The sequence below is a fragment of the Spirosoma soli genome (assembly GCF_042684525.1).
GTDB lineage: Bacteria > Bacteroidota > Bacteroidia > Cytophagales > Spirosomataceae > Spirosoma > Spirosoma soli.
Map to the genome: position 1 here is coordinate 225698 of NZ_JBHULN010000003.1, position 13990 is coordinate 239687.

Genomic DNA, 13990 nt, shown 5'->3' on the forward strand with positions numbered 1-13990 from the left:
TTGGATTGTTATTGACCTGCTTTATCATATGCAGTAATAATTTCACGAACAAGACGATGCCGAACGACATCACGCCCATCGAGCTCGACAAAGGAAATACCTTTGATGTTCTTCAGAATATCGACTGACTCTACCAAACCTGATTTTTGTTTGTTAGGTAAGTCGATCTGCGAACGGTCGCCGGTAATGATCGCCTTCGACGTCGGTCCCATACGGGTCAGAAACATCTTCATCTGCATTGACGTCGTGTTTTGCGCTTCGTCGAGCAAGATGAATGCGTTATTCAGTGTTCGTCCCCGCATATAAGCCAACGGTGCAATTTCGATGATTCGATTCTCAGTATAAAACTTCAGTTTTTCAGCCGGAATCATGTCATCGAGCGCGTCGTAGATCGGGCGCAGGTACGGATCAATCTTCTCTTTGAGATCACCCGGCAAAAAGCCCAGATTTTCGCCCGCTTCAACGGCGGGACGAGTGATGATGATCTTTTTCACTTCTTTATTCTTCAAGGCCCGCACTGCAATGGCTACCGCCGTATAGGTTTTACCCGTTCCGGCAGGCCCGATTGCGAATACCAGGTCGTGTTTTTCAGCCGCTTCAACCAACCGTTTCTGGTTGTCGGTTTTGGCCCGGACAACAACGCCCCGATTTCCATACACTAGTACCTCATCGTCGTCGGGGACAACGGGAGCAACGACGCTGTTACCATTGACAGGCTGCCCACTATGACTGATGTAGTTCTGCACGTTTTCGTGGGTTATTTTACCGTATCTCTGGTAGTGTTCCATCAGTGAGTCCAGAATATCACTGATCCGGGTAATCTCGGGCGTGGTGCCTTTAATGCGAATTTCGTTACCGCGCGAGATGATTTTGCTCATCGGAAAGGCAGCTGCCACTTCCTTAATATTATGATTCTCTACGCCCAGAAAGTCGATGAGCGAGACATTGTCGAGGGTGATGACTTTTTCGACCAAACGATGAATAGAGTTAAAGTGTGATTCCGAAAAGTAAGCGATTTCTTTGCTTCTACAACACGTTTCATCAAAAATTTATTCGTTTTCGGCGCTTTCTTATTTACAGCTAAATATTGGTAAAAAAAAGACATTTTATAGTAATAAAGATTTATCTTGCTGACATACAGGCTGGTATCACCTTCCCTATCATGTACGCATATTTCGTGGTAAACCGTTGCTTAAAAAAACTGATTTTTTTTCAATGTCGTAGCGTCAACATTACCAGAATGTTACGACGTTTGATTAGTTCGCCGAGCTTATACGTTGCCTGAGAGGACTTGCCTAATGCGAGGTTCATTGCGTAAACTTGCAGTAAGACATGGAGAACAACATACGCCCTAACCAACATCTTCGTAAGCCATCGGCCTTTGCTGGGGGCCGTCAGCAAGCTGGTAATGCCTGGCTCGACACAGGCCTTGGTAAGCTTCCCCCGCAGGCGCTTGATCTCGAAGAAGCTGTACTAGGTGCGTTGATGATCGAAAAAGACGCTCTTTCATCAGTTGTGGACATTCTTAAGCCCGAGACGTTCTACAAAGAAGCCCACCAGCGGATTTACAACGCGATTCTGACGTTGTTTGGCAACTCTGATCCTATTGATCTACTTACCGTTACGCAGCAGCTCCGCAAAACGGGTGAGATCGAATTGGTCGGCGGGGGTGGTTTCGTGTCTGAGCTTACCTTCCGGGTCAACTCAGCGGCCAACATCGAGTACCATGCGCGTGTCATCTCCGAACAGGCCCTCAAACGAGCCCTGATTTCCATGTCGTCGGTCATTTTACGGGATGCGTACGAAGACACGACCGACGTATTTGAACTGCTTGATCGGACAGAACAGTCGCTCTTCAAGATTTCGGAATCGAACATTAAGAAGAACTACGCTGACATGAGCACCATTGTGCGCATGGCGTTAAACGAACTGGAGACAAAGAAAAACCAGGAAGGCTTAACGGGCGTTCCCTCCGGCTTCACCAACCTCGACCGCGTAACCTCCGGCTGGCAGCCCACGGAATTAATCATCTTAGCCGCTAGGCCAGCCATGGGTAAGTGCCTGGGCAAAGGCACAAAGGTTGTCATGTTTGATGGCTCACTGCGTAAAGTAGAAGACGTGCGCGAAGGCGATCTGCTGATGGGTGATGATTCAACCCCAAGACGTGTGTTGTCTATTGCTCGGGGCCAGGAGCGGATGTACTGGGTGCATCAGAACAAGGGCATCAGCTACCGCGTCAACGAAAGCCATATTCTATCACTTAAACGCTCACGTAATGAGGGCTCCCATACAAAAGGGGATGTTCTTAATATATCCGTTCGTGATTACCTGACCAAATCAGACAAATTTAAAACCAACTATAAAGGTTATAAGGTTGCAGTTGAATTTCCAGAGAAGGCTGTTCCGCTGGACCCTTATTTTGTTGGGTTATGGCTCGGCGATGGCCATAGCTATAGTTCACGTATTACAAACACAGATACTGAAGTCATTGACTACCTCCAATCTTATGCGGATCAACTTGGTTTGAAAATGGTTACTTATCAACAGGATAATCGTACCAATAACTACGCCATTACATCCGGTCAGCGCGGAGGAGCTCAATGGGGTCAACGACCTACCGTATTTAATCTACAGGAACAGCTACGTGGGCTGTCAGTGATCGAGAATAAGCACATTCCGCGTGCATACCTCATTAACTCGACCGAAAACCGACTGAAACTGCTGGCGGGATTGATTGACAGCGACGGACATTATCAGGAAGCGTTTAACTGCTACGAAATTACTCAGAAAAATAAGCAGCTGGCTGAACAACTGAAATACCTCTGTGATACGCTAGGCTTCCGCTGTTCACTCAAGGAAAAGCAAGCCAGTATTGCGTCGCGGGGCTTTACCTCAACGGTATATCGACTACGCATCTTTGGTAATCTAGATTCGATTCCTGTACAAATAGAGCGTAAAAAAGCGCGTCCACTCAAAGCAAGGGCCGATTGGCGGGTAACAGGCATTCAAGTTAAATACGATAAAGTCGACGATTACTACGGCTTCACCATCGACGGAAACCACTTGTTTCTGCTTGAAGACATGACTGTGACGCATAATACAGCATTTGTGGTTTCTGCCCTCCGTAACGCGGCTGTGGACCATGGAAAACCAGTCGCTATTTTCTCGCTGGAGATGTCGTCGGTGCAGTTGGTAAACCGTCTTATTTCGGCCGAAGCGGAGATCGATTCCGAGAAAATCAGAAAAGGAACGCTGGCTCCCCACGAGTGGACGCAGTTACATCACAAGATTCAGCGGCTTACCGAAGCTCCTATTTTCATTGACGATACCCCTGCCCTGTCCATTCTGGAACTGCGGGCCAAATGCCGACGCCTGAAAGCCCAGCACGACATTCAGATGGTTGTTATCGACTATCTTCAGTTAATGTCGGGAGACACGTCGGGTGGTAAAGGCGGCAACCGCGAACAGGAGATTGCATCGATCTCACGGGCGCTGAAGAACCTGGCCAAAGAATTGAACGTACCGGTTATTGCGCTTTCGCAGTTAAGCCGGGCCGTTGAAACGCGGGGTGGCGACAAGAAACCCCAGCTATCCGATCTTCGTGAATCGGGATCTATCGAGCAGGACGCCGACATGGTTTGCTTCCTGTATCGGCCCGAGTATTATAACATTACGCAGGACGAGAACGGTAATTCGACAGCGGGAATTGGCGAGGTTATTATTGCAAAAAACCGAAGCGGTTCGCTCGACACGATCCAACTCCGGTTTATCAATAAGTTCACAAAATTCTGCGATCTCGACTCGTACTTCGAGCCAGTGCAAGCTCAAGGGTTTGCGCCTGACGTGAACGGACTCAATTCTTTTGAAACTCCACCATCGGCAGGTAGCGTCTTTAAAAGTAAAGCAAACAACCTTTCTAACTTCGGCAACGCCGACCCTAGTCAGGAAACCCCGTTTTAAACGTAACGCGGCTGGAAAGCCGCGTTACATCAGAAATTCGGTTTCAGCAAGTATTTGCTGTAGAACTCGTCAATAACTTTGACGGCCTCGGTGGGCGTATCAACGATGCTGATGAGCTTCATGTCTTCTGGGTTGATGTTGTGCTCCTGATTCAACATTACGTTGGTGATCCAGTCAATTAAGCCCTGCCAATAAGTGCGGCCGACCAGAACGATAGGGAATCGGGCAATTTTACGGGTCTGAATTAGCGTAATCGCTTCAAACAGTTCATCGAGCGTTCCCATGCCGCCGGGCATAACAACGAATCCCTGCGCGTATTTTACGAACATTACTTTCCGAACAAAGAAGAAATCGAAGTTGATGCTCTTGTCGGGATCGATATAAATGTTGCTATGCTGCTCGAAAGGGAGTTTGATATTCAGGCCGACAGATTTGCCGCCTTGTTCAAACGCACCTTTGTTACCGGCCTCCATAATGCCTGGTCCTCCGCCCGTAATGACACCGTAGCCATGCCGCACTAATTTGGCCGCAATTTCTTCGGTCATCTTGTAATACGGATTGTCAGGCTTGGTACGGGCCGAGCCGAAAATAGACACACAGGGACCAATCTTGGCCAATTTGTCGAAGCCTTCGACGAACTCGGCCATCACTTTGAAGATAACCCACGAATCAGCAGTCTTGATCTCATTCCAGTTATGGTCCTGAAAGGCTTCTTTGATTCGTTGTTCGTCGGGCGTTAAGAGTAACTCATCGCGCTTTGGTAAATCTTGTGCAATGCGTTCGGTGCTCTGCGTTTCAGAGCGTTGAACATTTTCTTTGGTTGCTTCCATTTGACTGATGAAAAAGGCAGTGGGCGCGAAACGTACTCACTATATATAAAAAGACTACCCGCCCAAACTGTTCAAAAAAGCTAGGTTGTCAGCCATGCCAACAAAGCTTTTTCCTGAGCGGAATAGAATAACGTAGATTGTGGTAAAAACGTTTATAATCATTTACGAATCTTATGACAGTGATACTTCATCAAAAATTAACGAAAACGGGCCTGAGTTGACTCAGGCCCGTTTTCATATCAATAAGCTTACTTTTGTTTACATATCACTTTCGTCGGCTTTCTAGAAACGCTTCAATTCGATCCATGGCCAAGGTCATTTCATCAACGGTGGGCAGGCACACAATCCGGAAATGGTCATCATGGATGTAGTTAAATCCTGTGCCCGATACCACCAGCACTTTCTGCTCAGTCAACAGATTTAATACGAAGTCGTCGTCGTCAGCAAATCGAAACTGAGCCAGGTCAATTTTGGGAAAGATGTACAGGGCTCCTTTAGGCTTTACGCAGGTGACACCCGGAATAGCCGTTACGCGATCGTAGGCCAGCATAATCTGCTTGTGCAGGCGTCCCGTTGGCATCACCAGGTCGTTGATGCTCTGATAACCACCCAGGGCTGTCTGAATAGCGTATTGCGTTGGTACGTTAGCGCACAGGCGCATGCTCGCTAATAACGTCAGGCCTTCAATATAGGACTTAGCCCGGTGCCTGGCTCCGCTCAAGATCAGCCAACCACCCCGAAAACCAGCTGCCCGGTAATTTTTCGAAAGTCCGCCCATAGTGATACACAGGGTGTCATTCACCATCTTGGCGATGGGATAGTGCACGGCTCCATCGTATAGGATTCGGTCGTAAATCTCGTCTGAAAAGACAATGAGCTTATGGCGCTCGGCAATGCGGGCAATACCCTCCAGTACCGACTTGTCATATACAGCACCGGTTGGGTTATTTGGGTTGATAACCACAACAGCCCGTGTACGAGGGGTAATCTTACGTTCGAGATCCGCCAGATCGGGGTTCCAGTCGGCGGCTTCATCACAGACGTAGTGCACGGGTTTACCCCCGCAAAACGCGACAGAGGCCGTCCAGAGCGGATAATCGGGCGATGGAATTAAGACTTCGTCGCCTTCGTTCAGCAGCGCCTGCATCGCCAGCATAATCAACTCACTGACGCCGTTGCCAATGTATATATCGTTAATGGTTATACCGGGTAGGCCAATGTTTTGGGTATGATGCATAACGGCTTTCCGGGCGGAGAATAAGCCCCGGGAGTCAGCATAGCCCTGTGCATTGCGAATGTTTAGGATGATGTCGTGGACAATTTCGTCGGGGGCGTCAAAGCCAAACGTTGCCGGATTGCCAATGTTCAGACTGATGATTTTGTACCCCTGACTTTCCAGCTCGAGCGCTTTCTCGTAAACAGGCCCTCGAATGTCGTATTTAAGGTGCGTAAGCCGATCGCTTTTTAAGATATCCATACCCGGTAATTCCATCCCGCAAAAGTACGGAACCGCCAACGAATACGTCTATCGGTCCGTCATTTTGCACTAAAACGTAAGCAGCTTACTCTATGACAATTGGCGATTCAGTTGTCGAGGCAGCGTCAACATATGATAGAATGGCTTTGATATCGGCATCGGTCAGATTAGTGAAGCTTGACATCGCTATCTGGTTAAACTTATTATAAAGCTGCACGCCATACGAATCGCCAGAGGCTACTACTGCTTGTGAATTACGAATCCACTTTAACAACCATGCTTCGCTGGGGGCTCGTTTTGTAACACCAGCCAGGCCCGGCCCAACAACAATCTCTCCGGTGGTAGCATGACACTGAGCGCAATTGTTTTGAAAGAGAGTTTTGCCATGAAGCTGCTGCTCATTAAGCGCCACCGATTTGTTAATTGACGCCCTTTGCAATGAGGCCTTACTTCTATTTCCGGTATTAGCCTCAGCCACATCATTTGGGTACAAAAAGGCGGAGGTAAACAGCAAAACAACACTTAGGACAACCAGAACAATGAGTCCGGTTAGGGCGGTAGTCAGCGAACGAAATTGATTGGGAGAGAGCATAGACGTAGGTTGTTGATAACGAACGAAATCTACAGGCCAGCCAGGTGAATAGCAACATTCTTATGCTCTTATTTAAATAGCATACCCCGCCCTTCTTTAGGTGCCACGAATAAGCGCTCAGCGATATTCTTTTCCTTTAACGCTTTTCGCAAATCATCTGCGGGCTCAAACAAGCCGTCGTCGCCTTGCTGAAACGTACCAAAATGAATACCGACGGCCTGCCGGGCGTTCAGATCAATGAACGCCTGTACAGCGGTAGCGGGTGAAACATGTACCGGCGCCATGAACCACTCTGGCCGATACGAGCCAATTGGCAACAGGGCAAGTTTGATTGGCCCCGTTTCACTCCGGCTGGCCTGCTCGGCGATTCGCTTAAAATGGGATCCATAACCACTATCGCCACAGAAGTACGTTGTTCCAAACGGGGTGTGAAGCAGATAACCACACCATAGCGTTTCGTTTCGATCGCCCATGCCGCGGTTACTGAAGTGCTGCGCCTGCGTACAGGTGAGCCGCAGTTTATCATTCACCCTCAGCGTATCGCCCCAGTCTAGTTCGCGGCTAGTTCGCCCACCTACCGATCTAGGCAAATACGACACCCCCAGCGGGGTAACGAACAACGGATTATAGGCCTTAACCAATTTCTTAAGCGTAGGTAGGTCAAGGTGATCATAGTGGTTATGACTCAATAACACGACGTCAATGGGTGGCAACTCCTGGAAACGCAATCCAGGTGGGCGTTTGCGCTTCACGCCCAGCCACGACGTCGGTCCTACACGCTTCGACCAAACCGGGTCGGTCAGGATGTTCAGGCCGCTGGTTTGCAGCAAGAATGTAGAGTGGTTGACGAATGTAACGACCAGACTATCGCCCATAACACGTGTGGCTGGTTTGGGGCCAACAAACGCATCGGGTTGTTCGGGCCAGGGGCCTTTATCCCGGTGGAGAAGCCACTTCAATAAGCCTCCTCCTTCCCGCTCAGGCATGCTGGGATTAAAAAACTTCTTACCATCAAAATGATCAGTTATCGGGCCCTTATAGCGGGGTGCGCAAGAGGCTAACGACAGCAGAAAGCAGAGAATAAAGAAACGAGGTAACAATATAGCAGGCATAGAGAATGGCGTATATTGGCTGATGTAACGCTCGATAACCACGCTTAGTTTTAACCGCTGATAGCAACCGGTTTGCTGTTTGCACAAAGGAGTGAGCCCGTCAGGTACCAACATCCTGGTGGCATTTGATAGCGAGCGACTTTGATCGGATAAGAAATAACCAAGAGCATCGCCTAAAACAACCGCATCTGCCTAAAACTTCCCTCGTGCTCCAGCAACCATTGTTTACGCCACAGTCCACCCGCATAGCCCGTGAGGGAACCGTCGGAGCCAATAATGCGATGGCAAGGCACCACAATCCAGAGTGGATTTTTGCCATTAGCCGCAGCGACCGCCCGAATCGATTTCTCGTCGCCCATCCGCCGGGTTAGCGCCAGATACGATAAAGTTGTCCCGAACGGTACGTCCAGAAGGGCCCGCCAAACGTTTTGTTGAAACGGAGTACCCGCGGGATTAATCAGAAAATCGAACATCTTTCGGTCACCGGCAAAGTATTCCTGTAATTGCAGAACGGCCTGTTCCACTGGGCCGGGCAGTATCTCAGCAGGCTGACCATCAGTCGTAACATCAATGCACGAGATGGCGGATACACCGTTATCGTCGCCCGTGATTCGCACCAGTCCAAGCGGGGATTGAAAGTAGGTATTAATCATTTTCTGTAGATCATGTTCACCCGAGTGGTTTAGTGAATCATGCAACGTTTTCAGGTAATAAACCTCTACAATCTTAACTATTTGTTTTGGCAACCGATGCATAAAAAACAGAAAGCCTGCTCTCCGCAGAGTCAGGCTTTCCCGGTAAGGCATGATCGAGTTGTTAGCGTAACGGCTTCGCTAGTTTGACGCAAACTTCAAAATACGTCCTTCACCGTAATCGCAGATGTATAGTTCGTTCTTCTGATCTTCCCCAAAGGCAGAAACAGACCCAGCTCTTGAGATAATTTCCTGATTGTTGGCGGCTTTAGTACCATCTGGCGTTAAGGCCCACACTCGGCCGCTGGCGAAGTCGCCGTAAACATACTTACCACGCAGGTCAGGGTTTGCCGCTCCGCGATAAACAATTCCCCCGGTGATAGAAACGTCGCCATTGCTGTGGCTATACTGCCAAATTGGGCTAACCAGATCCGATGCCTTGGTATCTTTGCTGTTGTAGTCGGCCTTACCTTCTTTGATCCGCCAGCCGTAGTTACCTCCTTTAGTCACAATGTCGACTTCTTCAATTTCATTCTGTCCAACGTCGCCAGCCCATAACTGCCCTTTTTCATCAAAGCTGACACGCCAGGGATTACGTAGTCCGTAGGCAAAAATCTCTTCCCGATAGCCCTCTTTATTGCCTTTAAACGGATTGTCGTTCGGAATACCATAGTGGCCTTTCTCGGTGCTGTTGACATCCACGCGCAGAATTTTACCCAGCCAGCTGCTGCGGTTCTGTCCGTTATTCTGCGGGTCTCCCCCACTTCCACCATCACCCGTTGACACGTAGAGGTAACCATCCGGGCCGAACAAAACTTTACCACCGTTGTGGTTGGAATACGGCTGGCTAAACCTGAACAGGATCACCTCAGACCCCGGATCAACCTCCGAGGAATTAGTTGACGACGCTTTAAAGCGGCTAACAATCGTTTCGCGGGGCTTATCTTTTGTGTAATTGACGTAGAAGAAACCGTTCTGCTTGAAATCAGGATGAAAAGCTAAGCCCAAAAGCCCCATCTCGCCCCCGTATGAAACCTTGTTACGTATGTCAAGGTACGTTCCGGCGGAAGCTGCGTTTGGATTATTATCAAACACCCGAATACGCCCGGCCTGCTCTACAACAAACACGCGGTTTGTGCCATCGTTGGCATGGGTGTACTCTACCGGTGCGCTGAATGTTAACTTTGGATAGGCATTAACTACCTTAGCCGCCAGCCCTGCTGATGGCCCCAGCCCGGTGGAGTCAACTGACACAGCCTCGGGGTCTCTTATACGCTGGCAAGCGGCCGATAGCATCCAGGAGACACCCGACGTAGCCGCCAGCGAAATCACAAACGTGATTATAGCTTTACTGAACATGATGATACGATCTAGTTTAAAGATTTGTAGTACAAATCAGGTTCCAATAGTTGAGGCCGAACTTTGCGGCCTACTTTTTGTTTCAAAATCAACGATCTGTACAAGTATATCAGGTGGCTTTGACGACTTAACGATGTTGCCACCGATGTAGTGATTCTACAGTACGGGGTACAGTTTCCACTATGTACGCACTAATTTATCGCGCGGATGCCTCCTACGCCTGACTCTCTTTATACCGGTACCATTATGACCACCGCCACTAGTACATTTCTTGATCACCTATTGGCCCAGCGGACACAGTACCGCTACAAACTTCCTTCTCGGCCCGACGCCGGGCGGTTCATTGATCACCTCATGCGGTTACTGTTTCCCGTAACGCAGGATTGTCAGTCCTCTTCGCAACATGTGGAGGAGACATACCAAAAACTTCAGGAACAACTGATTTGTCTGCTTCGGCCATTGGAAAAGAATTTACCGGACAGTCCCGTTTCGATTGCCGATCGTTTCTTCGAACGTTTACCGCCTATTTACGATAGCCTGCTGCTCGATGCGCACTCGATCGCCGATAATGACCCGGCTGCTGTTGGCATTGAGGAAGTGATTGCTGTGTATCCGGGCTTTTACGCAATTGCCGTTTACCGAATTGCGCACGAATTGCTCCAACTCAATGTGCCCTTGTTACCCCGAATGTTGACTGAATATGCCCACGGTCAAACCGGAATTGATATTCATCCCGGTGCGCAGATTGGTCGATCGTTTTTCATTGATCATGGCACCGGCGTTGTCATTGGTGAGACGACCATTATCGGCGAAAACGTCAAAATTTACCAGGGTGTTACCTTGGGCGCAACCCACGTAGCGAAATCAATGGCGCAAAAGAAACGCCACCCGACGATTGAAAACAACGTAGTCATCTACGCTAATGCCACCATTCTGGGCGGAAACACCATTGTTGGGCACGACTCTGTAATTGGCGGTAACGTATGGCTCACCAATAGCGTGGAAGCTCATTCGCTGGTTTTTCATCAGCACCAAACCGAGATCCGGCTGAAGTCGCTGGAATCTGGTGAGCCCATCAATTTTGTCATTTAGTCTCCTAAAGCAAGTCTAGTGAGTGAATTAAGTGTAGTAGGTAACTGACTGCGCTTACTTCACTCATTTTACTTAATACTCTGACATCCATGAAAGCGAACTCTATTCTAGACACTATAGGCCAGACCCCCCACGTTCGGCTGAATCGACTCTATCCAGGCTATGAGGTTTGGATGAAACTCGAACGGGCCAACCCCGGAGCGAGCATCAAAGACCGTATCGCCCTGGCCATGATTGAAGACGCCGAAGCCAACGGCCTGCTGACCACTGACAGCACCATTATTGAGCCCACATCGGGCAACACAGGTATAGGACTGGCTATGGTCGCGGCTGTGAAAGGGTACAAACTTATTCTGGTCATGCCGGAATCTATGAGCGTAGAACGGCGTAAGATCATGGCCGCCTACGGTGCTCAGTTCGACCTGACCCCCCGCGAGAAAGGCATGAAAGGAGCCATTGAGCGAGCGCATGAACTGCTTGCCCAAACCCCCGGGGCCTGGATGCCTCAACAATTTGAGAACCCGGCTAACATTGAGGTTCATAAGCGGACGACAGCGCTGGAAATCCTGGCTGACTTTCCTGAGGGTTTCGACGTATTGATTACGGGCGTTGGCACGGGCGGGCACATTACGGGTGTGTCGGAGGTGTTGAAAGAACACTTCCCAAACTTGAAAGTGTACGCTGTTGAGCCCGAAGCGTCTCCGGTTATCACTGGTGGAGCACCGGGTCCGCACCCTATCCAGGGCATTGGTGCGGGCTTTATTCCCCAAAATCTGCACACCAGCGCCATTGATGGTGCTATTGAAGTAAGCAAAGACGATGCTTATACCATGGCGCGCCGGGCCGCATTGGAAGAAGGTTTGTTTATTGGCATCTCGTCGGGGGCGTCGTTAGCGGCCGTCGCTAAAAAACTACCAGACATTACGCCCGGTAGCCGGATTCTTACGTTCTGTTACGACACTGGCGAACGATATCTGTCGATAGAAGGCTTATATCTGTAAACAGAAGCCTTATGCCCGAAAAATCAACAACATTGCGGTTACTTAAAGATAGCCTGTTTATCTGTGCAGGTGTCCTCAGCGCTGGTATGGGCCTTAAAGGATTTCTGCTCTCAAGTCATTTCATTGACGGGGGCGTAACGGGCATTTCTATGCTTGTATCGGAGCTGTCGGGCGTACCCCTCGCCCTATTGCTGCTGCTCATTAATTTACCGTTTATTGCGCTGGGTTATCGCCAATTTGGGCGGGGCTTTGCCTTTAAAAGTATTCTGGCCATTGCCGGGCTTTCGCTGTGTTTGGTCATCGTCCCCTATCCAGATGTAACACCTGACTTACTGTTAACCGCCGTCTTCGGAGGTTTTTTCATAGGAGCTGGTATTGGGTTAGCCATGCGGGGCGGTGCCGTTCTGGATGGTACCGAAATTGCGGCCTTGCTCATCAGCCGAACCAGCGCGACCCTGAAAGTCAGCGACGTTATTCTGCTGCTAAACGTCTTTATTTTCGGAACGGCGGCATTTTTTCTTAGTATTGATCTGGCCCTGTATTCAATGATTACGTATTTCGCAGCGTCCAAAACGGTCGACTTTCTTGTCCACGGAATTGAGGAGTATACAGCTGTGCTTATTATATCCAGGCATAATCAGGACATGCGCGATCGGATCATTGAACGAGGCTGGGGCGTAACGATCTTAAAAGGTCACGGAGGCTACGGAAAACACGGTCACCATCAGGATATGGAGAGTGTTCTTTATGTGGTGCTCACCAGGCTAGAACTGAGCCGGTTACGTAGAATAGTCGGTGAAATAGACGAAAACGCCTTTATCATTCAACACGGAGTTGACGATGTGATGGGCGGCAAAGTAAAGAGCCTACCATTACATTAACGTAGGTAGTCATTGATTGTCCAGGAAGCAGTCATGCATCGTAAGCTTTCGAGTCGTTGTTCTTACCGACGAATGACAACAACTGACTTTCTATTTACCCAGGGCAAATTGCTCGATGGTCATCTGGGGTTTGCCTAAGTCAGCCCAGGTTCGTTTGGCTTCAAACGTTTCTGGGTACTTGTTGAGCGCTTCGGTAATGTGCCACCCATAATCAGCCTGAGTCGAAAATGGTCGCCCTAGTTGCATAAGCCAGGAAGGCGTCGTTAGCACCGATAACTTCTCTTTCTTGTAGGCAGTCACAAAACGCTGGGCTGCTTCGTGCTGTGTCATAGCTTCCGGCCCCTGAATTACGTACTCCTGATGCTGACCCGGTTGTGCTAACCGGAATGCCTCAACGACCTGCCTGCCATAATCCTCACCAGCCACGTACCAGGGCCGAACCTCTGACCGTCCCACCAACAAGATAAACCTTCCGGCCCGCTGGGTCTGAGCCAGTGAATCCATGAAGCAGGATGGATAGAAAAGGCTGTACGGAATCCCTGATTCTTTAATCAGCTTTACGGCGGCCTGCTTGACATTGAACACCCACCACCGGTAGCCATTCGTGCCCTGATACCGCATGATGATGGACGACAGATAACCAATGCGTTGGACACCCGCTTCGTGAGCGGCCTGAATCAGGTTAACGAGCCCCTGGCTTTCCGTATGAAAATCGCTTTGCTTCTCGGTTTGTGCCACCGACAGATTCAGATACACGGCGTCCATACCCTGTAACCCATTAACCAGGCTCGCCCGGTCACGCATATCTCCCTCAACCACCTCGGCTCCCGGAAACATAACGTCAGCCTTGGCTACATGGCGGGCAATGATGCGTACTGAAAAATTGGTTGCGTCTCGGTTCGCCTTCAGAAACGCCTGGGTAACGGGCTGGCCAAGCATTCCGGTCGCGCCGATGATAGCAATGGAAGACATTTTATGAGCAGGTTACGTTCGG

At 49.5% G+C, this 13990-nt stretch carries 12 protein-coding genes; 4 read left to right on the forward strand and 8 right to left on the reverse strand.

What is annotated here, in order from left to right; translation table 11 throughout:
- Nucleotides 1-8: 8 nt before the first annotated feature.
- Nucleotides 9-974, reverse strand: a complete 966-nt coding sequence (locus ACFSUS_RS07075) for a PhoH family protein (protein ID WP_381521013.1) — start codon at nt 972-974, stop codon at nt 9-11.
- 358 nt (nt 975-1332) lie between these two features.
- On the opposite strand from ACFSUS_RS07075, the gene dnaB reads away from it, so the two are divergent.
- Nucleotides 1333-3960, forward strand: a complete 2628-nt coding sequence (gene dnaB, locus ACFSUS_RS07080) for a replicative DNA helicase (RefSeq protein WP_381521015.1) — start codon at nt 1333-1335, stop codon at nt 3958-3960.
- Nucleotides 3961-3989: 29 nt separating this feature from the next.
- Here dnaB and ACFSUS_RS07085 read toward each other — a convergent pair whose 3' ends face one another.
- The 6 genes from ACFSUS_RS07085 to ACFSUS_RS07110 form a co-directional block, all read right to left on the reverse strand.
- A complete protein-coding gene (locus ACFSUS_RS07085) occupies nt 3990-4790 on the reverse strand; it encodes an LOG family protein (RefSeq protein ID WP_381521017.1) in 801 nt (266 codons plus the stop codon).
- A gap of 265 nt (nt 4791-5055) precedes the next feature.
- Nucleotides 5056-6267, reverse strand: a complete 1212-nt coding sequence (locus ACFSUS_RS07090) for a pyridoxal phosphate-dependent aminotransferase (RefSeq protein ID WP_381521019.1) — start codon at nt 6265-6267, stop codon at nt 5056-5058.
- An 85-nt stretch (nt 6268-6352) separates the two neighbouring features.
- A complete protein-coding gene (locus tag ACFSUS_RS07095; RefSeq protein ID WP_381521021.1) occupies nt 6353-6859 on the reverse strand; it encodes a c-type cytochrome in 507 nt (168 codons plus the stop codon).
- Between the two features lie 68 nt (nt 6860-6927).
- Complete coding sequence (locus ACFSUS_RS07100; RefSeq protein WP_381521023.1) at nt 6928-7971, reverse strand: MBL fold metallo-hydrolase; 1044 nt, start codon at nt 7969-7971, stop codon at nt 6928-6930.
- A 173-nt stretch (nt 7972-8144) separates the two neighbouring features.
- Nucleotides 8145-8624, reverse strand: coding sequence for a methylated-DNA--[protein]-cysteine S-methyltransferase (locus ACFSUS_RS07105; RefSeq protein ID WP_381521299.1), 480 nt, complete (start codon nt 8622-8624; stop codon nt 8145-8147).
- Between the two features lie 180 nt (nt 8625-8804).
- Nucleotides 8805-10022 carry a PQQ-dependent sugar dehydrogenase gene (locus ACFSUS_RS07110; RefSeq protein ID WP_381521025.1) on the reverse strand — a complete coding sequence of 406 codons (1218 nt, stop codon included), beginning with the start codon at nt 10020-10022 and terminating at the stop codon, nt 8805-8807.
- Nucleotides 10023-10268: 246 nt separating this feature from the next.
- Between ACFSUS_RS07110 and ACFSUS_RS07115 the strand changes: the two genes are divergently transcribed.
- The 3 genes from ACFSUS_RS07115 to ACFSUS_RS07125 all read left to right on the forward strand — a co-directional run bounded on the left by ACFSUS_RS07115 (nt 10269) and on the right by ACFSUS_RS07125 (nt 12996).
- Entirely contained in the window at nt 10269-11114 is an 846-nt protein-coding gene (locus ACFSUS_RS07115) for a serine O-acetyltransferase (RefSeq protein WP_381521027.1), read from the forward strand.
- Between the two features lie 89 nt (nt 11115-11203).
- Complete coding sequence (gene cysK, locus ACFSUS_RS07120) at nt 11204-12115, forward strand: cysteine synthase A (protein WP_381521029.1); 912 nt, start codon at nt 11204-11206, stop codon at nt 12113-12115.
- 11 nt (nt 12116-12126) lie between these two features.
- A complete protein-coding gene (locus ACFSUS_RS07125; protein WP_381521031.1) occupies nt 12127-12996 on the forward strand; it encodes a YitT family protein in 870 nt (289 codons plus the stop codon).
- A gap of 90 nt (nt 12997-13086) precedes the next feature.
- On the opposite strand, the gene ACFSUS_RS07130 is transcribed toward ACFSUS_RS07125, so the two are convergent.
- Nucleotides 13087-13968, reverse strand: a complete 882-nt coding sequence (locus ACFSUS_RS07130) for an SDR family oxidoreductase (RefSeq protein ID WP_381521032.1) — start codon at nt 13966-13968, stop codon at nt 13087-13089.
- Nucleotides 13969-13990 lie beyond the last annotated feature (22 nt).

Excerpts from the sequence above, each read along its gene's own strand:
- dnaB (WP_381521015.1), top strand. The coding sequence starts at position 1,333 with ATGGAGAACAACATACGCCCTAACCAACATCTTCGTAAGCCATCGGCC.
- ACFSUS_RS07085 (WP_381521017.1), bottom strand. The coding sequence starts at position 4,790 with ATGGAAGCAACCAAAGAAAATGTTCAACGCTCTGAAACGCAGAGCACC.
- ACFSUS_RS07090 (WP_381521019.1), bottom strand. The coding sequence starts at position 6,267 with ATGGATATCTTAAAAAGCGATCGGCTTACGCACCTTAAATACGACATT.
- ACFSUS_RS07095 (WP_381521021.1), bottom strand. The coding sequence starts at position 6,859 with ATGCTCTCTCCCAATCAATTTCGTTCGCTGACTACCGCCCTAACCGGA.
- ACFSUS_RS07100 (WP_381521023.1), bottom strand. The coding sequence starts at position 7,971 with ATGCCTGCTATATTGTTACCTCGTTTCTTTATTCTCTGCTTTCTGCTG.
- ACFSUS_RS07105 (WP_381521299.1), bottom strand. The coding sequence starts at position 8,624 with ATGATTAATACCTACTTTCAATCCCCGCTTGGACTGGTGCGAATCACG.
- ACFSUS_RS07110 (WP_381521025.1), bottom strand. The coding sequence starts at position 10,022 with ATGTTCAGTAAAGCTATAATCACGTTTGTGATTTCGCTGGCGGCTACG.
- ACFSUS_RS07115 (WP_381521027.1), top strand. The coding sequence starts at position 10,269 with ATGACCACCGCCACTAGTACATTTCTTGATCACCTATTGGCCCAGCGG.
- cysK (WP_381521029.1), top strand. The coding sequence starts at position 11,204 with ATGAAAGCGAACTCTATTCTAGACACTATAGGCCAGACCCCCCACGTT.
- ACFSUS_RS07125 (WP_381521031.1), top strand. The coding sequence starts at position 12,127 with ATGCCCGAAAAATCAACAACATTGCGGTTACTTAAAGATAGCCTGTTT.
- ACFSUS_RS07130 (WP_381521032.1), bottom strand. The coding sequence starts at position 13,968 with ATGTCTTCCATTGCTATCATCGGCGCGACCGGAATGCTTGGCCAGCCC.